The sequence below is a fragment of the Dactylosporangium sp. NPDC051541 genome (assembly GCF_044454505.1).
Classification (GTDB): Bacteria; Actinomycetota; Actinomycetes; order Mycobacteriales; family Micromonosporaceae; genus Dactylosporangium.
On the sequence record NZ_JBITDU010000013.1, the window covers coordinates 137,845 to 159,473 of the forward strand.

Genomic DNA, 21,629 nt, shown 5'->3' on the forward strand with positions numbered 1-21,629 from the left:
CACGACTCAGGAGGCGAGATGCATCGGGTCGGTATCGTGGCCGCGGCCGTCATCATCGTTGCGCTCATCGGCGCGCCGCCGGCGGCGGCCGCACCGGCGGAATTCGACTCGACCGGGCTGGAGCGGCTGGTGACGGTGGAGGGCATCACCGCGCATCAGCGGGCGCTGCAGCGCATCGCCGACCGCAACGGTGGCACGCGGGCCACGCGCACGCCGGGCTACACCGCGTCGGCGGCTTACGTGAAGGCCACGCTGGAGAAGGCCGGCTACCGTGCCCACTACGAGATGTTCAACATGCCGGAGTGGCGCGAGACGGCGGCGCCCGTGCTGCGGCAGACCGCCCCGGCCGCCAAGTCCTACACCGCGGGCAGCGCCGCGGACGACGACTCACCGTCGGTCGACTTCATCGCGTTCGAGCACTCGCCGACCACGTCGCTGACCAACGTCAAGGTCATCCCAACCGACGATGTGGTGATCCCGAGTCCCGGCGGCACGACCTCCGGCTGTGAGCTGTCGGACTTCCCCGCGGCCACGAGCGGCGCCGTCGCGCTGATCCAGCGGGGCACCTGCACGTTCACGGAGAAGCTCGACAACGCCCGGCAGGCCGGCGCGGCCGGGGTGATCGTGTTCAACGAGGGCGACACGGCGGCCCGCGGCAACGCGCTGTTCCGATCGGGCCCGGCCGGATACCCGCTGCCCGCGGTGGTGTCGAGCTTCGCCGTCGGGCAGGAGCTCTACAACGCGTACAAGGCGGGCCAGAACCCGACCGTCGACCTCGCGACCAGCGGTGTCGACGAGGACCGGTTCTACCCCAACGTGGTGGCCGAGACCAAGCGCGGTGACGCGAACCACGTGGTGCTGCTCGGCGCCCACCTGGACTCCGTGACGGCCGGTCCGGGCATCAACGACGACGGGTCGGGTACGGCGTTCCAGCTCGCACTGGCCGAGCAGCTCGCCCGGGCCGGCACGCCGCCGCGCAACAAGATCCGCTTCCTGTGGTTCGGCGGCGAGGAGGACGGCCTGGTCGGTTCGCAGTACTACGCGGCCCACCTGTCCGACAGCGACGTCGCGCGCACGGACATGATGCTCGACACCGACATGATCGCCTCGCCGAACTTCGCGCGGCTCGTCTACGACGGCGACGGCTCGACGTTCGGCTCCGAGAACTCCGGCCCCGAGGGCTCCGGCACGATCGAGCGGGTGCTCACCGACTACTGGGCCCGGCGCGGCCTGGTCAGCGAGCCGATCCCGTTCGACGGCCGCTCGGACTACGTCGGCTTCGTCAACCGCGGCATCCCCGCGGGCGGCGTGTTCGCCGGCGCCGAGGCGCCGAAGACCGCCGATCAGGTCGCCAAGTACGGCGGCGTCCTGGGCGAACAGCTCGACCCGTGCTACCACGAGGACTGCGACACCTACACCACGGTCACCAGGCAGCCACCGGCCACGACGATGGAGACGTACGCCACGAACCCCGCGCTCGCCCAGCAACAGGCCAACAGCCTCCGCGGCAACGCACTGCGCTCGCTGCAGCAGTTCAAGAACACACTCGTGCACACCGTCTGGTACTTCGCGCACGCCAAGAACGCCTTCCCGCCGAAGACGAACACGACGAACACCAAGACGGCCGGGAACGCGCACCAGTTCAAGAACCAGGGCCACCGAGGCGACCGGGACCGCTGAACGGCACGAACCGACCGCTGCCCCGGCATCCACGCCGGGGCAGCGGCCTGCGCGGGCACGATGCCGGGCACTGGCTAGGCGGGGGCGAACCGGACCGCGTCGGCGATCACGTACCCCTCGGTGTGGTCGGTGCGGATCAGGACGCTGCCGGTGGTGCCGGCGGCGAACGAGTAGGTGCCGAGCGGCACCCAGGTCCCGCCGGAGGCGCGCTGGTCGACTGTGCGGGTCGTGGTGCCGTCGCTGTGCACGATGTCGACGGGCACGGCCCGGGCCCGGTTCTCGGCCGCGGTCCAGCGCAGGTAGACCGTCCAGCGGCCGGCCTTCGGCAGATTCGGGGTGAACCGGAAGCTGGTGTCGGGGCCGCCGCCGGCGCCGCTGTCGTGCGCGAAGTCGGCACCGAAATAGCCGGCGGTGCCCGAGGCGTCCGTCCAGTCCCCGGTGGCGGTGACGCCGGTGTAGGCGGCGTTGTCGACGACGATGTCGCCGTCGGGCAGCGGCGGCCAGGTGAGCACCTGGCCGTCCCGGGTCAGCCGGGCCCGCAGCGCCGGGTAGCCGACCCGCTGGACCGCGGTGCCGGCCTCGATGGCGAGCACGGCGGCGGTGGCGGCGGACTGGCCCAGGATCATGAAGACCGGCTCCATCCGGATCGAGCCGTACGCGATGTGGCTGGCGGCCAGGCAGACCGGCACCAGCAGGTTGGCGCACTCGGCCTCGCGCGGCACGATCGACCGGAAGCTGACCGGGTAGGGGCCGGGAGTCCGGACCAGCACGTCACCCTCGGTGTAGACCGCGCCGTCCACCACCACCCGTTGGATGTTGTGCGAGTCCATGGTGTAGCTGGCCAGAGCCACCGGGTCGGCGGCCGTCCGGGTGCCCCGGCAGTCGTGTTCGGTCATCACGTACTCCGACCGCATCCGCCGGGCCTCGCGCACGTAGAGCTGCGGCGGCCAGCCGCCGGTGGCGGTGAACTCGTCGGCCGCCAGGCCCCACGACGCGGCGGTCTTGCGAACCGCGGCCGGCAATCGGGGATCGTTGGCCAGGAACCAGACCAGACCCTGCTGGTACGTGCGGTGGGCGGCGACGATCGACTCCCGCTGGGCCCAGGACGCGGTCGGGTAGGTGTTGCTCTGTCCGACGAAGTCGGTGGAGTAGGGGCCGAGGTTGTTCGCGTCGGTCTTGCCGCCGCCGACCGGGTAGGTGCTGAAGAACGGCCCGGAGACGCCGTTCTTGATGTAGCGCCGTAGCAGCTCGTAGGTCGCCGGGTCGTAGCCCTCGGGCTTCGCGAGGGGGATCCGGTCCGCGGCCTGGGTCAGGCACATGCGGAAGGTGTACGCCTGGATGAGCTCGTCGCCGCTGCCGTTCGCGGCGACCGGCGTGGCGGAGACCCCGGGCAGGAGCCCGCTGGCCGCGTTCCCCGGCTCGATGTACGGGTCCACCAGCATCTTGGCCGGGACCTCCCGGAGGAGTTGGACGCCGTTGGCGGTCTCGCCGTGCTCGGAGTTGGCCTCCCGACCGGCGGTCCAGCGCACCCCGGCCGCGGCCATCAGGTCGCCCTCGTAGGTGGCGTCGATGAACATCCGGCCCCGGTAGGCCGGCCCGGCCTCGGCGACCAGCGACGTGATCCGCCCGCCGGCGCGGGTCACCGTGCGCAGCCGCACACCGGTGCGCACGGTCAGGCGCGCCTCGGCGAGCATCTCGCGCAGGACGGCGGTGGCGACCGACGGCTCGAACGTGTAGCGCGGACTGCCGTCCGTGGCGCCGTAGCGGACCGCGATCCGGCGGTAGAACTCGGCCGCGATCCCGCCGACCGAGTCCGGGGCGCCGATGTCGGTGTAGCCCAGCCCACCGGTGGTCATGCCGCCGATGTGGTTGCCGGGCTCGAGAATCAGGGCGGTGCGGCCCATCCGGACGGCCTGGATCGCCGCCATCACCCCGGCCACGGTCGCGCCGTAGACGACCACGTCGGCCTCGGGCGGGGCGGGGCTCGGCAAGCACCCGGCGAGGGCCGCGCCGCCCAGGGCGACGGCGCCGATCCCGAGCAGGTGACGCCGACTGAATGGACGCGACAACATGGCTCCCCCCGGATGGCGTCCCGGACATTCTTGATAGAAGCGGGCATCCGGTCAACTTGGTCCACGTTGCGCGGGCCGCCTCCGTCGGAGGTCGCAAGCGCGGGTTCCGGCCTCCGCCGGATGTGCCCGGCGGCCCGCGGGCGGCACGCTCTGGGTGTCGAAACGACCCGGAGCAGGGAGAATACGATGAGGCTGAGGAAGATCGCGGCACTGGCCGCGGCCGCGCTCGCGATCGGGCTGGTGCCGTTGGCCCGCGCGCAGGCGACCGACCGGCCGGGCGGTGACTGGGACGGGATCGCCCGCGAGGCCGTGACGATCCCGATGGACGGCGGGTGGGTGGCGGCGGGCGAGCTCACCTACCCCAAGGGCGCGAAGGGGCGGCTGCCGGTGGTGGTGCTGCTGCACGGCAGCGGCCAGAACGACATGGACCAGACGCTCGCGCCGGGCGTGGCCACGCTCAGGACGGTCGCGCAGTCGGTGAGCCGCGGCGGGTTCGCGGTCCTGCGCTTCAACAAGCGCGGGGTGGTCGCGGTCGGGCCGAAGCTGAGCGACGACCCGGCGTTGCTCGACCCCGAGAAGCCGTACGAGCAGACCGTGCGGGACGCGGCGGCCGCGGTCCGGTTCGCCGGGGGCCTGTCGCGGGTCGACCCGAAGCGGGTGTTCCTGCTCGGGCACAGCGAGGGCACCCAGGTCGCCGGGAACCTCGTCGCCGACCCGCGCGGCTACGGCATCGCGCGGCCGGCCGGCGTCGTCGCGATGGGGGTGGTCGCCGGTACCCCGCGGGAGGTGCTGTACTACCAGGCGGTGGGGCGGACGCTGGGGCAGCTGCACGAGGAGTTCGACTTCGACGGCGACGGGCGGCTGAGCGCGGCGGAGGTGAGCGACGGGCTCCTGGGCCGGCCGGAGGACGAGGCGGCGCAGTTCCGGGCCGTCCTGACCAACCCGGCGACCGACGCCGACGGCGACGGCCGGCTGGACATCGACGCCGAGGTGGAGCCGGTCGTGCGCGCGGCCGTCGGCTTCGACCGGTTCCCGCACCTGCCCGGCACGTCGGAGCGGTTCGCGCGGTACGTCACCGACATCGCCCGGTTCCGGACACCCGCGCAGGAGCTGCCGAAGTACGACGGCCCGGTACTGCTGCTCAACGGCCAGACGGACATCCAGACCCCGGCCCGGGGCGCGATCGTCACCGACGCCGCCCTGGGCGCGGCCGGCAACCGGGACCACACCCTCATCACCTACCCGGGCGTCAGCCACCTGATGAACGTCACGCCGGAGTACCGCCCCGAGCCCGGCAACCCCGACCCGTCGGTGCTGCGCGACATCACCGCCTGGCTGTGCGGACACCGCTGACCGTGACCCGCAAACAGCTCATCCAGGACGGCGCGCTCGCCGCGGCCGCCGTGCCGTTCACCGGGGTGGTGCTGTGGCTCTCCGCCCCGGACGGCCGGCCCGGCCGCGCCGTCCTGGCGCTGATGGCGGCGCAGGCCCTGCTGATCGGCGTGCGCCGGGTCCGCCCGGTGTGGTGCCTGGCGCTGATGCTGGTGCTGCAGACCGCGATCTCCGCCGCCGCCCCGCACGGCACCGGCCTGCGGGGCGTCGGGCTGGCGATCGCGGTCTACACCTGCGGCACGCTGATGCCGAGCCGCACCGCCATTGCCCTCGCCGTGGCCACGGCGGTCGTGGAGATCGGCGGGTACGCGACGCTCAGCCTCGCCCCGCTGCGCGACCCGGCGCTGGAGCTGACCCAGATCGCGCTGCACCTCGTGCTGTCGGTGCTGCTCTACGTCGGGGCCGCGCTGCTCGGCACGCACCTCGCCATGCGCCGCCGCTACGCCGAGGCGGTCGCCGCGCGGACCGCCGCCGACGCCGAGGCGCACCGGGCCCGGACCGAGGCGGTGCTGACCGCCGAGCGGGCCCGCACCGCCCGCGAGCTGCACGACGTCGCCGCCCACCACCTGACCTCGCTCATCGTGCAGGCCACGCTGGTCGAGCGGCTGCTGGACCGCGACCCGGAAGCGGCCCGCCGGCACGCGGCCACCGTCCGCGAGGAGGGCCGCAACACTCTGCACAACCTGCGGTTGATCGTCGGCGCGCTGCGGGACGAGGCCGGCGCCGACCCGCAGCTGCCCGACGGGAGCGGGCTTGCGATGATCGAGCGGCTGGCCGCCGGCGCCGGGGCGGCACTGACGGTGCACGGCGCGCCCGCCGGGCCGGACCCGGCGGTGGAGCTGGCGCTCTACCGGGTGGCGCAGGAGGCGCTGACCAACGCCCGCGAGCACGCCCCCGGCGCGCCGGTGACGATCGCGCTGGCCTACCGGGAGTCGGAGACCACAATGGAGATCGAGAACGGTCCGGCCGCCGCCGCACCGACCGGCCGGGACCGCCGCCACCGCGGCTTCGGCCTCGTCGGCATGCGGGAGCGGGCCGCGCTCATCGGCGCCGAGCTGGACGCCGGACCCGTCGCCGGCGGCGGCTGGCGGGTCCGGCTCACCGCCCCGCCCACCCGGGACGACGCTTGATCACCGTGCTCCTCGCGGACGACCAGGCGATGCTGCGGGCCGGCTTCCGGTCGCTGATCGAGCTGGCCGGCGACATCACCGTGGTCGGCGAGGCCGCCGACGGACCCGCGGCCGTCCGGATGGCCCGCCGGCTCAAGCCCGATGTGGTCTGCATGGACGTGCGGATGCCCGGCGGCGACGGGCTGACCGCGACCCGCGAGATCGTCACCACCCTCGACCCGGCGCCGGCGGTCCTGGTGCTGACGACGTACGAGCTGGACGAGTACCTCTTCAGCGCCCTCGAGGCCGGCGCCAGCGGTTTCCTGCTCAAGGACGCGGACGTGGACACCCTGCTCGACGCGATCCGCCGCCTCGCCGCCGGTCAGGGCCTGGTCGACCACGCGGTCACCCGGCGGGTCATCGTCGAGTTCGCCCGCCGCCGCCGGGCCGCCGCGCCGCCGGGCCCCGCGCCGGACCTGCTCACCCCGCGCGAGGCCGAGATCGTCCGGCTACTGGCCGAGGGCCGGTCCAACGCCGAGATCGCGGCCGAGCTGGTGGTCGAGGTCAGCACGGTGAAGAGCCACCTGGGCCGGGCGATGGCGAAGATCGGTGCCCGTGACCGCGTGCAGACGGTCATCTGGGCGTACCGCAGCGGCCTGGTGCCCCTGGAGCCGTAGCCAAGGCCTCAGGCCGTCGACTTCGCTGCGAAGACGGGTGCAACGATCACCATAGCGGCCTCTGACCCTGGTCCAGGACGATGCGATGCTGCTGGCGTCCTTCGGCTTCCTCGCGGGTCCAGGACTCGGGACCCAGCCACAGGGCCGGCCGTGCCCACACGGTGTGCGGCTGCCCGGCCAGCCACGCGGCAAACCATTCGGGCAGTGTCAGGTGGAGTTTGTGCCGGTCGCCCTGGTCCCACCACCACATCTGGCCCTGCGGGTGGCGGCAGTCCAGCAATGCCCACATGGCGCAGCCGAAGTCGCAGAAGAACACCACCCCGCGTGGTGGGGCGGGCGGCTCGTCCGGGTCATCCCACGGGCCTGGCGGCTCGTCCGTCGACTCACCGAGCGGGAAGTCACCGTCGGCAATACCTTCGATCCCGCCGAACGGGCCGACGCCGCCGTCGGCGAGTTCCAGGTAGATGCGCCGCGCCAACGGCGGAAGCGGATAGCCGATCGCCGCCTCAGCGAGCCGGACGTCCTCCTCGGACACCGGCGCCGGCGGTCGCGCCTCATGGTCCAGATCAGTCGAGCGTCCCAGCGCTACCCGCTGGCGGATCGCCTCGAAGATCTCATCGTCGGTCACGCTGGCGGACTCTACGTGCGCATCACCCACCCGTGAGCACGAGGGACGTCCGGCCGCGCGAGTCGCGTCAGATCCGTGCAGTCGCTTTTGGCCCGAATGGCGTGGCCCGGGTTACCCCTGGCCGACAGGCTCAGGCGGGCCGGGCTCATGGACCAACGAACGACACGCCGCCAGCCGGCGGAGCGAGGTGATCCCGACGACCATCGCCGACCCGCGGTGCGCCTGTAGCTGGCGAACGGCCATGATCGCGACAGCGATCGAGGCGATGTACAACACGAACGGAAAGGCCAGCAGGCCCCAACCCGACATCACCAGCACGCCACAGACGGTGGCGGTCGCCGCGTTCGAGGCGACATAGCAGCGGGCCAGGCCCTTCCCGAGTCGGTACGCCCACCCGCGGTCGCGGCGCAATCCCTGACAGGCGACCCCCGTCGCAACGGCGAACAGGAACGACGCGACAATGTCGCCGAGCCAGATCGCCGTGCCGATGGTGTGGCCGAGTGCCGGCACAAGCAGCAGGTCGACGGGCCCAAGGAGCGGCCCGACGTTCAAGACCGTGACGACCCACAGGGTTCCACGAAGCAGCACTGATCCGATCAGCCCGATCAGCAGCCAACTACCGGACCACCCGCGTTTGAACACGTTCAGATTCTCTACCGCCCTGCGCCGTGCCGGGAAGGCGCCGACCGGCCATGATCGCGGTCGGCTCGTTGCCTCCGGCGCCGGGTGGCCCAGTCGTCGGCATCCGCGGCGTTGTACGGCCACCAAGGCCGGCCGGGTGAGGTCGCCGACCGGGTGGCCGAGCTAGCGTCGCAACTGTCGCCTTGGGAGGGATATGGCATCTCGGAGGGCAACCGGACCGACACGCTCAGCGTCGATCGTGCTCGGCGGGCCCCGCACCCGATGAACCGCAGCGAAAGGCGGAGAACCGCCATGAGCCAGCAGCAGTACCCCCAGGATCCGAGCCGGCCCGCGCAGCCCGGCACCGCGCCGCCGACCCCCGAATCGCCCCCACCCCCGCCACCGCGGGCGGCTCCCGCGCCGGCGGCGGAAGCGCACGCGCCGGGGAACGGCGCGGGGCCGCAGCGAGCGGAGGGGCCGCTGTGGGACGGCGCCCGGGCCGGCGAGTTCCGGCAGCGCTGGTACGACATCCAGACCCATTTTGTCGAGGACCCGCAGGCCAGCGTCGCCGAGGCGCGCCAGGTGTCGGCGACGCGGTGCGCGGCCTCGCTGACAGCGTCCACGAGCGCGAGGTGCAGCTCGCCCGTTCCGGCGCCCGCGCCTCCGACAGCACCGAGGGCATGCGGGATACGGTGATGCAGTACCACCGGCTGCTCGAACAGGTCCTCTCGGTCTGACGCGGCCAGGCCCGGCCGGTGGCAGGTCAGCGGGAGGGCTGCGGGGACGGGGCGTTGAGCTTCACGTCGGCCTGGTTGTGTACCGCGCTGCTGTAACGGTCGCGGTCGAACAGGCGCAGCGTGTACTGGCCGGTGACCGGGGCGGGAACCACCCACACGGCCTGGATGCCGCGCTTCTGGCCGTCCTTGGGCACCACGTCGCTCGGGGCGTCGTCCGGGGCCAGTTGGTTGCCGTCGGGCAACAGCAGGCGCAGGTTGTCGCCGTAGATGCCGTTGTTGATCTCTGGGCCGCGGTAGCTGACGTCGAACGTACAGGCGACGGCGCGACTGCCGGCCGGGACCTGGGCGCCCTTCTTCGGGTCGTCGCCGCGCTGCTCGCAGGTGAGGTTGTCGTACTGGTACGCGCCGACGGGCACGTTCGTCGGCGCCAGCAGCAGGGTTGGCTTGAGGTCGACGAGGCCGTCGGCGGCGCCGAGCGGGACGCGGGCGCGCAGGTCGTTGTCGGCGCCCAGCGTCACCACCCCCGCGCCGAGGGCCGCGGGCGGGGCGTCGAGATCGAACACGGCACTCGACGGGATCTCGGAGCCGGCGCCGACGGTGCGCGTGTCGCCCGGGTACTCGCCCGGCGTAGGGCGGCCGGCGAGGTCGAGCGTGATCGGCAGGGTCACCGGGGTCAGGGCGCGGTCGGTGCGCAGGGTGTTCTTGACCTTCAGCGCGACGGTGACCCGCCTGGCCGCGGCGTCGTACTCGGCCCGTCCGAACGTCACCTGGAAGCCGGCGAACCAGGCGACCTTACCGCCGATGTCGAGGGCGAGCGCGCCGCCGCTGCCGGCACTCGGCCCGGCGCCGGAGCCGGCGGCGTGCGGGCCGGCGCCCGGGTCGGCGCCGCCGGGCCGGTGCACGCCCCGCCACACCGCGAAGCCCACGAGGGCCAGCGCGAGGACGGCTGCGGCCGCGACCGCGGCGCCCCGGCGCCGCCTCGGTGCTCCAGGCCGGGCCGGAGGCGCGGAGGACGGCCGGGCGGGCGGGGACGCGGAGGCCGGCACGCCGGACGTCGCCGCCGGTGGGGCCGCTGCCGGCATGCCGCCCGTCGCCGTCGGCGGGGGAGCGGAGGGCTGGTCGAGGGGGACCAGCAGGGCGCCGCGAGCGACGACCAGCTCCGGCTCGTCGACCAGCAGCGGCGCGAGGCCGAGGTGGCGGTGCAGCAGGGTCGCCACCAGCGGTACCCGGCTGGAGCCCCCGACCAGGAACAGCGCCTCGGGCCTCACGGCGGCGTCGCGCAGGACCCGGGCCAGCAGCTCGACCGTCGGCTCGAGCAACGGGCGTATCCGGGCCTCGAACTCCTCCCGCGTGACGTGCGTGTCGACCTCGAGGACCGGCACGTGCACCCGCACCGACGGGGTGCGCGACAGCTGCTCCTTCGCGGCCCGCAGGTCGGCCCGGAAGCGCTGCAGGGTGCGCTGCCCGGGCGGGTCGGCGGGGCTGACCAGCCGTCGCCACCCGCGTGTGTCGGGCACGGCAGTGCCGACGAGGTCGAGCAGCGCCGCGTCGAGGTCGAGGCCGCCCACGTCGTCGCGCCCGGCGGTTGCGAGGATGTCCCAGCCCGCAGCGGTGCGGCGCAGCACCGTGCAGTCGAACGTGCCGCCACCCAGGTCGTAGACGGCGAGTGTCTGCCCGGGCGCGGCGGGCCGGCCGGGCAGCGATGCGTGGTACCAGGCGGCGGCGACCGGCTCGGGGACCAGCGCCACCGCCGGGAGCTCCGCCGCCGCGGCCGCCCGCAGCAGCACCCCCCGGCGTCCGGCGGCCCAGGTCGCCGGGCAGGTAAGTACGGTCGCGGCCGGAGCGGCGCCGAGGTGGCGGGTGGCCTCGGCCAGCACCCGGCGCAGCGGCGCGGCGATGAGCTCTTCGACGGGCAGCCCGGCGGCGCCGAGCAGCACCCGGCCGTCGCCGATGCGCAGCTTCGGGTTGGGCTCGAAGCGCGCTGGGTCGAGCTCCCCGGCCCGCAGCGCGTCGCGTCCGGTCAGCAGGCGCCCGTCGACCTCGGCCGCCACCGCCGAGCTGAGCAGCGGCGACGCGTCGAACAGCAGCGGCGACGCGGACCCGAGGACGGCGACGGTGTGGGTGGTGCCGAAGTCGATCCCCAGCCGCGGGCCGCCCAGCGGTACCTCCGGCATCGCTCACTCCTCGCGTGGCGGCGACTCTGTCGGGTACATCTATACGACCCCGCCGCAAGTGCGCAGCCAGCCCCGGGCAAGGCCGACGCTCCGCCCTTCACCGCTACGGTGTGCCGATGGAAACCGTGGCGCGGATCCGTTCCGAAGCCCCGCTCGAGCGGCTGCTCTGCCATCCCAAGCTGCCGTTGATTGCCGGTTGGGACACCGAACGTCCGGCGATTCGAATCTGGGAGTACGCGATCGGGCAGCTGCGTGAGATCGGCGCTGTCGGTGCCGATGCAGCCGTCTATGACGCCATCGGCTATAACCGGTTCAGACGGACACCCAGCGCCGCCTGGCATCCGGACAAGCCGCAGCTCGCGGTAGCGGATGGCGACAATGCGGTCTGCTGGACCCGCGCCAACACCTTCAGAATCGACGGTGTTCCACCGACCAGATACCACCGCAACGTGGCGTTCAGTCCGGACGGTCGGACCCTCTGGTTGTCGCCGGTCGGCGGAGAGGAGGGCTGGGAGTCCTCCATCACGCTCGACCTGGCCTCCGGCGCAACCGCCATGGGCCCGCGCTGGGACACCGGAGTTGTGACGTATCCGGGCGGTGGTCTCGTGGCCACCCTGCAGAGCGATCAGGGTGCCACGCTGGTGCTCTTCTCTCGAGACACCGGGCCTGTGCTGCGGCCGATGCGCCGGGCGTTGGTCCTCGACGGCGACGGCTACGAGGCGCCTGTCTTCAGCCCGGACGGGCGGCAGTTCGCGGTGCAGGGCAACGCCTACCACAACTCGCTGGAGGTGTTCGACTTTCCCTCGCTGCGCCGCGTTCTCGGCCTGACCCTCGGGCAGCCGAGTCCGGGATACCCGTACCCGCAAGCGTGGCTGGACAGGATGCACGCCTGGTCGCGCCACAACCTCGCGTTCGGGCCGCTTCCGGGCGTCCTCTGGATCGGGACGCCGGATGGTGCCCTCATCGAGCTCGGAATCGACGGGCAACAGGCGACCGAACATGAGACGCTGCCCGGGTCGGCCGTGATCGCACTGACGGCCACCGCCACAGGTGAACTGATCGTTGCCGGCCGGGACGGCACGCTGCTCGTGCTTTCGATCGGACGGGCCGGCCCAGCCGAGGCGTCGCCGGCCGCAGTGACCGACTTCCTCACCGGCACCTCTGAGGCTTCGGCCGTCGACATGGACCAACTCGACCTCACCGACGGAACCCGAACTTGGCGGCCGGGCGATCTGGAAACTGTCACCGAGGCGTCCGAGAGTGATCCATCCTGGCTGCAGATCCAGGCGGCCATGAACCGGATCACCTAACCGTTCCGCCGAGGCGTTGCAACGAGTTGCGCGACCGGTGCGCGTCGCCGCTCGGTCGGCAAGGAGGCCGCCAACGTCACGGCCGTTTCAGCGGGACACCATCCGACGATGCCGCGATTGGTGCCGGATCGTCCGCTGCGTCAAGCGGCGCCGAGTGCAGGCTGCGCCAGGCTGCGCTCGCCGCCGGGCCAACTGCGCCTTGTCCGCTCGGCTGGCCGGCGATTGCGATCAGAGGTCTCGGATTTCCGTCAAGTCGAGGTCGATGCTGAATGGAACGATGACCTTGACCCGATCGTGGAATATGCCGGTCAGGGCGTAGGCGTTGCTCGCTGGATCGAGTTCGTAGATGTAGACGATGGCGTTGCCTGAGCCGTCGTCCTCGACACGCCAGAAATGGCCGATGCCCGCGCGGGCGTACAGCTGCGGTTTGCGCTCGCGGTCACGGATTTCGGAGTCGGGTGAGACGACCTCGATCGCGAGCACGACAGCGTCGGCGGGGTACGCCGTCTGATCTGCTCCCGTGACCGCGTCAGCCCGCACGACCGTCACGTCAGGCTCGGGTCGTTGCCGACGGTCGAGAATGACGGACATCTCCCGCCGCACCCGCAGATGTTGGGGAACGCTGACCCGCAGCGACGTGACGAGCAGGTCGAGGACGAGGGTGTGGAACGCCTTCTGCGGGCTCACGAACACCAGACTCCCGTCGATGAGCTCGGTGTGCGCCGGAAGGTCGGTGAGCCGATCGAGATCCTCCGCGGTGAACCCGCCAGGAGGCGGCACCGGCCATCGCATTGAAGCTGGCGCGCTCATCGAACCTCTCTCCACTGACCTGCTGAGGCCAGACTATCAGCGTCGCTGTCTCCAACCCGCGCACGAGTCCGTGAACTGGAAGGCGTCGAGCGGTAGGCGGAGATTCTGCGGGGGTGCGGGTGGAGGCGAAGCCTTCCCCGCCGCGAGCGAAGCGAGCCATGTTACAGCGAGCCATGTTATATCGACCTTGGGAGAGCGCTCTCCGATTCTGCGTAGTTATTGACATGGGTCGAACGGGCGGTCAGAGTGGGAATCTCAGAGAGCGCTCTCTGGCAAGATCGATCGGACTCCGCCCCCGGTCGACACCGCCTCACCCCGGAAGGTGCACTCATGTCTCCACCCGCTCGCGCGGGGCGATCCCGCCTGCGCACGATCCTGTTCGGAGCCGCGGCCACCACGCTCGTGGCCTCATTCATCACTGGGCTCGCGTTGCGTTCCGCCGACGCCGCCGAGACGCCCATCTCGCAAGGGAAGCCGGCCACCGCCTCGTCGGCCGAGAACGCCGCGACGGCCGCCTCCGCGGCGGTCGACGGCAACGCCGGCACGCGGTGGTCCAGCGCCTTCAGCGACCCGCAGTGGCTGCAGGTGGACCTCGGTTCCAGCGCGACCATCAACAAGGTCGTACTGAGCTGGGAGAACGCCTACGCCAAGGATTTCACGATCCAGACCTCGGCCGACGGGGCCGCCTGGACGACGATCAACACGACGGTGAACGGTACCGGCGGCACCCAGACGCTGACCGTGAACGGCTCCGGCCGCTACGTCAAGCTCAACACGACCAAGCGCGCGACGCAGTACGGCGTGTCGCTGTGGGAGTTCCAGGTCTTCGGCACCGGCGGCACCCAGCCGACGCAGGGGGCCGGCTGGGTCAACATCGACCCGGCGAAGTGGCAGGCGCAGGTGGCGGCGTTCAACGCGCTGCCGACGCACCCGTACCCGGCCAACGCCGTGCGGGTGTCGGAGTTCAACGCCGCGTGCACCTACGACCACTCGTTCAAGGATGACCCGATCGTGTTCCCGGGGCTGGCCGGTGCGTCGCACATGCACAGCTTCCTGGGCAACAAGAGCGCGAACGCCAACTCGACGACCGAGTCGCTGCTGGGCTACACCCAGACCAGCTGCGGGCCGGCGAACGACCTGTCGGCGTACTGGATCCCGACGCTCTACGAGAACGGTGTCGCCGTCGAGCCCAGTGGTGTGACCGTGTACTACGGCTCGCGCCTGCCGGACCCGAGCGTCACGATGCCGTTCCCGCAGGGGCTGCGGATCATCTCCGGTGACGCCAAGCTGCAGGTCGCCACCCCGGCCGGCTCGCCCAACCAGTTCTGGTGCGCCGGGGCCGGCGGCGAGATCGGGCGCAGCACGGACGGCAACTGGCCGCGGTGCGCCCAGACGGCGTTCCTCAACTACCAGCTCGTGTTCCCCGACTGCTGGGACGGCGTCCACCTGGACAGCCCGGACCACAAGTCGCACATGGGCAACGCCGTCAACGGCAAGTGCCAGGGTGCCTACCCGGTCGCGGTCCCGAACATCTCGTTCGTGATCGCGTACCCGACCCACGGCAGCGCGGCCGGCTTCACGCTCGCGTCCGGTATGGCCTCCTCGATCCACGGCGACTCGTTCCTCGCCTGGGACAACACGGCCATGGGCCAGCGGGTGAAGGACTGCATCCGCCAGAAGGCGAAGTGCAACACGGCGGGCCAGTTCTAGCCCAAAAACGGCGAATACCCCGTCGGGCGAAAAATCCGATATGTCGAGCGCAGCGCGGCGCGCAGCGCCCGACATATCGGCCATGAGCACGCCAGGGGCACGAGCAAGGCGCCCGGGAATGGTCCCGCCATTCCCGGGTAGCTCGCCGCGGTGGGAGCATCGCAGCGCTGGCGGCCCGCGTACGCACCGCTGATCCTCGCGTACCTCGTCATCGTCGTCAGCGAGACCTGGCTCACCCAGCCCCATCCCGGCGTCCTCGGCTGGCCGCTCACGATCCTGTGGACCTGGCCCATTTTCACCACGCTCACCGGCATCTTCGGCCTGAGCCGCACCCGCAAACGGCTGCGCGCGTCGGCCCGGCGGTGGAGCGGGCACGGCCCGACGCGGACCGGCGAGCAGCTCATCGTGGTCGTCCCCACCGTCGGGCGGTACGACACGCAGCCGGCCCTGGAGCGCTCGGTCCGTTCGTACATCAGCTGGCTGCCGCCATGCTTTGCGAACCTCCGGGTGGACATCGTCGTGGACGCCGGGTGCGAGGCGGAGCACCGGATCAAGGAGCTGGCGGCCGAGGACGGGCGGGTGCGGGTCGTCGCCGTGCCGGCCGACTACCGGACCGCGAACGGCACCCGGTTCAAGGCCCGGGCCGCGCACTACGCGCACGAGCTGCGCATCCACGAGGGCGAGGCCCGCGACGACGTGTGGGTGCTGCACATGGACGACGACACCGGCGTCGGGCCGGACACCGCCGTGGCCATGGCCCGGTTCGTGGCGGAGCAGCGGGCCGCGGGGGCCGACGGGAAGCATCTGGCCCAGGGCATCCTGACCTATCCGCGCGAGTACGCCGTCAACCGCCTCACCTGGCTCGCGGACTCCGCGCGGCCGGCCGAGGACGTCGGGCGGTTCTCCGCCTGGACCGGCAGCGGCACGCCCCGCGCCGGCGTGCACGGCGAGCTGCTGCTCGTGCGCGCGTCGATCGAGGCGGCGATCGGCTGGGACTTCGGCCCCCGCAGCCTCGTGGAGGACGCGCAGTTCGCCCTCATCTTCAGCGACCGCTACCCGGGCCGCAGCGCGTGGTTCGGCGGCCGCTGCTACGGCGCGTCCCCGGCCCGCCTCAAGGACTTCTTCCGCCAGCGCGAACGATGGTCGTGGGGACTGGCCGCACTGGTGTTCAACGGCAGCCTGCCCCTGCGCAACCGGATCCTGCTCGGTTACTCGGTCCTGTCCTGGGTCATAGGACCATTGCAGAACGTCGCGGTGGTACTGCTTGTCGGCGCGCTGATCGCAGACCCCAACACGTCACCGACGACCGTGCTCATCATCCCGCTCTGGGCGGTCAACATGGCCTACGTCGTCTGGATGTACTGGGAGGGCCTGCGGGTCAACGCCAGCGTCTCCGCCGACGGTCGCCGCCGCTGGTGGGAGCCCCTGGCCGTGGTGGCCCTCATCCCGGTCTTCGGCCTGATGGAGGGCCTGCCGGGCCTGCGCGGGTTCATGAAGTTCGCGCGCCGCGCGGAGAACCGGTTCACGGTCATCGCGAAGCCTTCCTGAACGTCGCCGCCTCCGTGGCCGTGGCCCGGATGTCGGCGAACAGGCTGCGGCCCCAATCGGTGAGCCGGTCGGGGTCGAAGCCGTTCGCCGCGTCGAGGTACTCCACCCCGCCGCTGTTGCCGCTCCACGACCAGCCCAGGTAGCCGACCCCGCGGGCACCGGCCGCCCGCATGATCGCGTCGGCGGCGACCGGTCCGTCGGTGTGCCGCCGCCCGAACTCGCCGACGACGAGCGGCAGCCCGGCCGCGCGGAACGCGTCGAGGTAGTCCGTCACCTTCGCGGCCGTGTCGTAGACGCCGTACATGTGCACCGAGAACACCGTGTTGTGGTGCGGGTCGTCAGCCAGTACCCCCGCCGCATTGCTTTGCATGGTTTTTGACCAGTCCTGGCCCCAGTTCGGGCCGTCGGCCATGATCAGGTGCCGGACCCCGGCCGCGCGCACCTTGGCGATGGCGGCGCTCGTGTCCCGGGCCCAGCCGGAGGTGTCGCCGTTGCCGTAGGGCTCGTTGCCGAGGTTCACGACGACGAAGTCCTCGGTGCCCCGCAGCGTCGGCGCGAGCCCGACCCAGAAGTCCGCGGCCCGATCGAGGGTGATCGCGCCGGCCCGCTCGCCGTAGCCGGTGGTGTCGTGGTTCTCGAGCACGCAGACGAGCCGGCTCGTCCGGCACCGGTCGACGATCGTGTCCACTTCCTGCGCGACCGTGTCGCTGGTGAGCACGACCCGCACGGTGTTCGCGCCGAGTCGCTTGATGTCCGCGAACGCCGCCATTCGCTCACGATGCCACGCGTACGGATGACTGATGCCGCGCATGACGAACGGCTCGCCACCCCCCTCCACGATCGCCGTTCCCCGCACACGCAGCCCGCCGGCCTCATGCCCGGTGGCGGTGTGGGGCCGCTTCCAGTACGCGGCCAGGCCCAGCATGATCACAACGCCCATGATCGCGGCGATAAGGGTCGGTTTACGCATCGCGGCGAGTCTGCCCGCCGGATCACCCGCTCGACCACCCCGCCAGCCGGAGTCCCGGCCGCGCGTTTCGTGCCGCGACTCAACGGATTCACCGCCTGTGTCCGGTTCGCTACAACCGTCCGGCAACTGGGTTCGGGGGTGGGGCGCAACCCGGGCGGCGGAGGCTGAGGGCAGTCGTTGGCGGCGTTTGTATCCGGGACGGACCATGCTTGAGCACCCACACGCGCAGATGATCGAGCCGGCCTCGCCCGACGTGGTCGTCGGGCGGCAGGCGATCTACGACGCCGCCGGCGCCGTCGCCGGGTATGAGCTGCTGTTCCGCTCCGGGCCCGAAGCCGTCGCGGCCAACCGCAGCGGTGCCGCGGCGACCAGTCAGGTCATCGTGAGCGCGTTCACCGCGTTCGACTTCGACGAGCTGACCGGGGGGCTGCCGGGGTTCGTCAACCTCACCGACGACTTCCTGCGCGGCGACCTGCCGGTGCCGCTGGTCCCGGGGCGGGTCGTGCTCGAGGTCCTGGAGACGGTGAACGTCGACGACCGCGTGGTGGAGGGGGTCGCGGCGCTGGCCGCGGCCGGCTACGCCATCGCGCTCGACGACTTCGTGGCCGGCTCGGAGCACGAACGCCTGCTGCCGGTCGCCGCCTACGTCAAGATCGACTTCCTGGGGATGGACGCGGCCGGGCGGGCGATCATCAAGAGTCTCCGCGAGCGCCACCCGCACCTGCGCTTCGTCGCCGAGCGGCTGGAGGCCCCCGAAGACATCGCCGAGGCCCGGGAGCTCGGGTATGAGCTGTTCCAGGGGTACGCCCTGGACCGCCCCGTCATCGCCAGTACCCGCACGCTCAGCGCCTCCCGCATGCGCTGCATCCAGCTCCTGGGCGAGTTCATGGCCACGGAGAGCGACGTGTCGGCGATCGTCGCCCACGTCTCGGCCGACCCGGCCCTGAGCTACCGGCTGCTGCGCGCGGCCAACTGCGCCTGGAACGGCTCGGCCCGCCGGGTGGGGACCGTCCACGGGGCCGTCATGCTGCTCGGCATCGCCAAGGTCCGCGACTGGGTCATGCTGATGCTGGTCGGCGACCTCACCCTGGCCGGCGACGAGCGCATGGCCGACACGCTGATCCGGGCCCAGCTGTGCCGCCTGGTCGCGGAGCGCTCCGGCCTCCCAGGCGACGAGGCGTTCGTGGTCGGCATGCTGTCGTCGGTCGCCGAGATGATCGGCCAGCCGGTCGCGGTCCTGTCCGAGCAGCTCCCGCTCTCCGACACGACCCGCGCCGCCCTGGTCGACGGGTCCGGCCCGCTCGGCGCACCGTTCTCGGCGGTCGACGCGTACCTCCGCGGCGCTTCGCCGTCGGCCGAGACCGGCGATCTGGTGACGCCCTACCTGCAGGCGGTCCGCTGGGCCACGGAGACGGTCCGCCGCATCGGCGACTGACCGCCACCAGCGGTTCACGACGGCGGCGGCTCGATGTCGCAGTCGGCCCGCCACCCGCGTAGTACGTCGGCGGGCGACGAGTCCTCGGACCCATCGTCGTCGCCGACCGCCCGCCGGTCGATGGCCGCGTTCCGCGCGCACGCGAGGGTGTCGGGGTGGGCGTGGCCGCGGATCCGGCGGGAGATCTGCAGCGTCTGCTCGGACAGCGCGTGGGCCGCGGCGGGCTCGTGACTGAGGGCGAGGTCGCTGGCGAGGTTGCCGGCCACGGACAGGACGAACGGGTGCTCGTCACCGAGGGTCTCCCGCATGGCGCCGTACACGGACCGGTTCAGTTCCAGGGCGTCGCGGACGTGGCCCCGGCGGCGCAGGATGATGGCCCGATTGGCGTTGGCCGCGAGGGTCAGGCCGTGCCGCCGGCCGAACTTGCCCTCATACAGCGTGCAGGCCGACGCCGCCACCCGGTCCGCCGCCGTGAACCGGCCGGCCGCGCGCAGGGTGTTCGCGTAGGTCATGGCCGAGGCCAGAGTGTGCTCGTGGTCGGCGCCGAGACGCTGGTGGAGGCCGCGGGCGTTCGCCTCGGCCCGCGTGAGCGCGGCGAGGTAGGCGCCGACCTTGCGCAGTGTCATGGCGAGCGTGCGGGCGGCCAGCAGGACGTGCACGTGGCCGGTGCCGAGCCGCGCCCGGTAGACGGGGTAGAGGCTCTCCAGCCGCAGCAGCGCCTCGCGGTAGCGGCCCAGCCCGAACAGGTCGCGGGCCAGGTTGATCCAGTAGAAGATGGTCCGCGGATCGTTGTCGCCGAAGGTCTGCCGGGCTACCTCGACGTTGTGCTCGTCGATCGTCCTGGCCGCCTCGAAGTCGCCGGTCTGCCGGAAGCTGACCGCCACGTTGTTCTGGGCCCGCAGCGCCGCCGGGTCGTCGAGGCTGTAGTGGTTGAGGTGCCGGTCGACGTTGTCCAGCTCGTGCTCGAGGGCGAGCTGGACCCGGCCGGCGATGCGCAGGTCGGCGCCGAGCGCGCTCGCGGCCGCGAGGGTGTGTTCGTGGTCGTCGCCGAACACCTGCCGCAGCACGGGAAGGGTGCGGGCGGTGATCGCGCGGGCGGTCTCGTAGTCGCCGAGGGAGCGCACGGCGGTAGCGAGGTGCCGGGTCGCCAGCAGCGTCCACTCCCCGTCCGGGCCGATGCCCTCGCCCGGCGCGTTCGTCCACCGGTCGACGGCTTCCTGGGCCAGCCCGCGCGACTGTTCGTACTCGCCGGAGGCCCACAGGTAGCGAATCTGGTCCAGCACCGCCCGGCGAGCCGAGCCGGACGGGTCGTTGACCAGGCCGGCGGCGGCCATGTGCGGCCCCAGCTCGGCGTGGGCCGGCCAGTGCGCGGGGTTGTCGGGATCGCCGGGGTTCGCGGCGGCCAGGATTGCGACGACATTGCCGAGACACTCCGCGGCGAGGCCGGGCATCCCTTCGATCCGGTCGCGCAGCACGTGCTGGATCAGCCGGTGCACCTGGACGCCCCGGTTCGAGTCCACCCTGACCAGGCCGATCCGGCACAGGTGGCGGATGAGGCGGTTGAGCGCGATCGGCTTGCGCAGCATGTCGCGCAGCGGCTCGCTGACGTCGCCGCGCTGTCCGCGATGCAGCAGCTCGGTGGAGATCGGCTCCGGGCCCAGGTAGGCGAACAGCTCCAGCAGCCGCGCGGCCGCGGGCCGGTCGGCGCGGAGCTGTTCGTGAGCCATGCCCACGAACGCCGCGACCGTGGTGGGGTAGCCGCGCGGTCGCCCCTCCGAGAGCAGCTCGTTGAGGTGCGCGTCGAGCAGGTCGAGGTACTCCGCCGCCGACATCGCGGTGGCGGCCAGCCACGACGCCGCCTGGTCGAGCGCGAGCGGCAGGTCGCCGAGCTTCTCGGCCAGCCGGTCGGCGTCCTGGCTCGCGATGATCCGGCGTCGCGTGAGCAGCGTGATGCTCTCGCGCCGGTGGAACAGGTCGACCTCGACGAGGCCGGTGTGTCCGGCCCAGGCCTGGTCGCGGGACGTGAGGATGACGTGACCGCCGGCGGACGGGACGAGCTCGGCGAGCTCGTCGGGGTTGTCGGCGTTGTCGAACACCAGCAGCCAGCGCCGCTCGCCGGTGGCCAGCGCATCGCGGACGGCGGCGGCCGTCCGCCGGCGGTCCGCCCGCACCGGCAGGCCCAGCCGCCGGGCCAGCTCTTCCAGCGACTGCAGCACGGCCGCCGGATGCTCCGCCGGAACCCACCAGATCAGGTCGTATTCGTCGAGGTGCCGGTAGACGTACTCCAGGGCGATCTGCGTCTTGCCGACGCCGCCGAGGCCGTGCAGCGTCTGCGGCACCACGTTCGCCGCGCCGCTGCCGTGCAGGGTCCGGCAGAGCGTGTTCTGGGTGGCCCACCGACCGGTGAAGTCCGGGTTTCGTGGCGGCAGTCCGCCCCGGATCGGGATCGGTGCGGCGTCCGGCCGTTCGCGTGGCGATGGGGAGATCGCGCTCGCGCTCATATGCGGCTCCAGGTGGCTGGCGTATCCAAATTATCCGATTTGTCAGTAGTGCACACGTTACTGCGGGTGTGCAACCCTTTGCGGCGGTTGCCGCGGTCCTTCGCCGAGCGCGTGCCGCGCTCTCGGAATGGCCTGTGCCTTAGCCGTCGCGAAACGTATCCGGGCCAGTGAATGACCAGTTCGGCAGGGGCTCCCGGCTTGTCCAAACTTGACAGGACACCGTCGTGTCGGAGTCGCGCCGCCGACGGCGGGTCG

Annotated in this window: 16 protein-coding genes; 9 read left to right on the top strand and 7 right to left on the bottom strand. The window is 72.2% G+C overall.

All coding sequences use genetic code 11. From position 1 onward, the window contains the following. Window positions 1-18 precede the first annotated feature (18 nt). Window positions 19-1,680 (top strand): M28 family metallopeptidase, encoded by a 1,662-nt coding sequence (locus ACIA8L_RS42165; protein ID WP_395913616.1) that lies wholly within the window; start codon window positions 19-21, stop codon window positions 1,678-1,680. Between the two features lie 74 nt (window positions 1,681-1,754). Here ACIA8L_RS42165 and ACIA8L_RS42170 read toward each other — a convergent pair whose 3' ends face one another. Beyond that, on the bottom strand, window positions 1,755-3,752 hold the full coding sequence (locus ACIA8L_RS42170) for an FAD-dependent oxidoreductase (RefSeq protein WP_395913618.1): 1,998 nt from the start codon (window positions 3,750-3,752) through the stop codon (window positions 1,755-1,757). 186 nt (window positions 3,753-3,938) lie between these two features. Between ACIA8L_RS42170 and ACIA8L_RS42175 the strand changes: the two genes are divergently transcribed. Genes ACIA8L_RS42175 through ACIA8L_RS42185 form a run of 3 tightly spaced genes read left to right on the top strand, consistent with a single transcriptional unit; the run spans window position 3,939 to window position 6,930 of the window. After that, on the top strand, window positions 3,939-5,105 hold the full coding sequence (locus tag ACIA8L_RS42175) for an alpha/beta hydrolase family protein (protein ID WP_395913620.1): 1,167 nt from the start codon (window positions 3,939-3,941) through the stop codon (window positions 5,103-5,105). Then, entirely contained in the window at window positions 5,090-6,274 is a 1,185-nt protein-coding gene (locus ACIA8L_RS42180; protein ID WP_395913622.1) for a sensor histidine kinase, read from the top strand. The genes ACIA8L_RS42175 and ACIA8L_RS42180 overlap by 16 nt, the downstream gene beginning before the upstream one ends. After that, the gene (locus tag ACIA8L_RS42185; protein WP_395913624.1) at window positions 6,271-6,930 is read left to right on the top strand and encodes a response regulator; all 660 of its coding nucleotides are present in this window, start codon (window positions 6,271-6,273) and stop codon (window positions 6,928-6,930) included. The genes ACIA8L_RS42180 and ACIA8L_RS42185 overlap by 4 nt, the downstream gene beginning before the upstream one ends. A gap of 46 nt (window positions 6,931-6,976) precedes the next feature. Here ACIA8L_RS42185 and ACIA8L_RS42190 read toward each other — a convergent pair whose 3' ends face one another. Continuing rightward, window positions 6,977-7,558, bottom strand: coding sequence for an SMI1/KNR4 family protein (locus ACIA8L_RS42190; RefSeq protein WP_395913625.1), 582 nt, complete (start codon window positions 7,556-7,558; stop codon window positions 6,977-6,979). A gap of 111 nt (window positions 7,559-7,669) precedes the next feature. Then, on the bottom strand, window positions 7,670-8,200 hold the full coding sequence (locus ACIA8L_RS42195; protein WP_395913627.1) for a hypothetical protein: 531 nt from the start codon (window positions 8,198-8,200) through the stop codon (window positions 7,670-7,672). 575 nt (window positions 8,201-8,775) lie between these two features. Here ACIA8L_RS42195 and ACIA8L_RS42200 point away from each other — a divergent pair. After that, window positions 8,776-8,916 (top strand): hypothetical protein, encoded by a 141-nt coding sequence (locus tag ACIA8L_RS42200; RefSeq protein WP_395913629.1) that lies wholly within the window; start codon window positions 8,776-8,778, stop codon window positions 8,914-8,916. A gap of 26 nt (window positions 8,917-8,942) precedes the next feature. On the opposite strand, the gene ACIA8L_RS42205 is transcribed toward ACIA8L_RS42200, so the two are convergent. After that, window positions 8,943-11,090 (bottom strand): Hsp70 family protein, encoded by a 2,148-nt coding sequence (locus tag ACIA8L_RS42205; RefSeq protein WP_395913631.1) that lies wholly within the window; start codon window positions 11,088-11,090, stop codon window positions 8,943-8,945. Between the two features lie 116 nt (window positions 11,091-11,206). Between ACIA8L_RS42205 and ACIA8L_RS42210 the strand changes: the two genes are divergently transcribed. Further along, complete coding sequence (locus ACIA8L_RS42210; protein ID WP_395913632.1) at window positions 11,207-12,400, top strand: WD40 repeat domain-containing protein; 1,194 nt, start codon at window positions 11,207-11,209, stop codon at window positions 12,398-12,400. 228 nt (window positions 12,401-12,628) lie between these two features. Here the strand turns inward: ACIA8L_RS42210 and ACIA8L_RS42215 are convergent, their stop codons facing one another. After that, the gene (locus ACIA8L_RS42215; RefSeq protein WP_395913634.1) at window positions 12,629-13,210 is read right to left on the bottom strand and encodes a Uma2 family endonuclease; all 582 of its coding nucleotides are present in this window, start codon (window positions 13,208-13,210) and stop codon (window positions 12,629-12,631) included. Window positions 13,211-13,540: 330 nt separating this feature from the next. Between ACIA8L_RS42215 and ACIA8L_RS42220 the strand changes: the two genes are divergently transcribed. Then, window positions 13,541-14,920: a DUF1996 domain-containing protein gene (locus tag ACIA8L_RS42220; protein ID WP_395913636.1), complete on the top strand. Its 1,380-nt coding sequence runs from the start codon at window positions 13,541-13,543 to the stop codon at window positions 14,918-14,920. A 150-nt stretch (window positions 14,921-15,070) separates the two neighbouring features. Then, entirely contained in the window at window positions 15,071-16,468 is a 1,398-nt protein-coding gene (locus ACIA8L_RS42225) for a glycosyltransferase family 2 protein (RefSeq protein WP_395913638.1), read from the top strand. On the opposite strand, the gene ACIA8L_RS42230 is transcribed toward ACIA8L_RS42225, so the two are convergent. Further along, entirely contained in the window at window positions 16,449-17,438 is a 990-nt protein-coding gene (locus ACIA8L_RS42230; protein WP_395913640.1) for a glycoside hydrolase family 5 protein, read from the bottom strand. The genes ACIA8L_RS42225 and ACIA8L_RS42230 overlap by 20 nt on opposite strands. 205 nt (window positions 17,439-17,643) lie before the next feature. Between ACIA8L_RS42230 and ACIA8L_RS42235 the strand changes: the two genes are divergently transcribed. Next, window positions 17,644-18,873: an EAL and HDOD domain-containing protein gene (locus ACIA8L_RS42235; RefSeq protein WP_395913642.1), complete on the top strand. Its 1,230-nt coding sequence runs from the start codon at window positions 17,644-17,646 to the stop codon at window positions 18,871-18,873. A 14-nt stretch (window positions 18,874-18,887) separates the two neighbouring features. Here ACIA8L_RS42235 and fxsT read toward each other — a convergent pair whose 3' ends face one another. After that, on the bottom strand, window positions 18,888-21,374 hold the full coding sequence (gene fxsT / locus ACIA8L_RS42240; protein ID WP_395913643.1) for an FxSxx-COOH system tetratricopeptide repeat protein: 2,487 nt from the start codon (window positions 21,372-21,374) through the stop codon (window positions 18,888-18,890). Window positions 21,375-21,629: the final 255 nt, after the last annotated feature.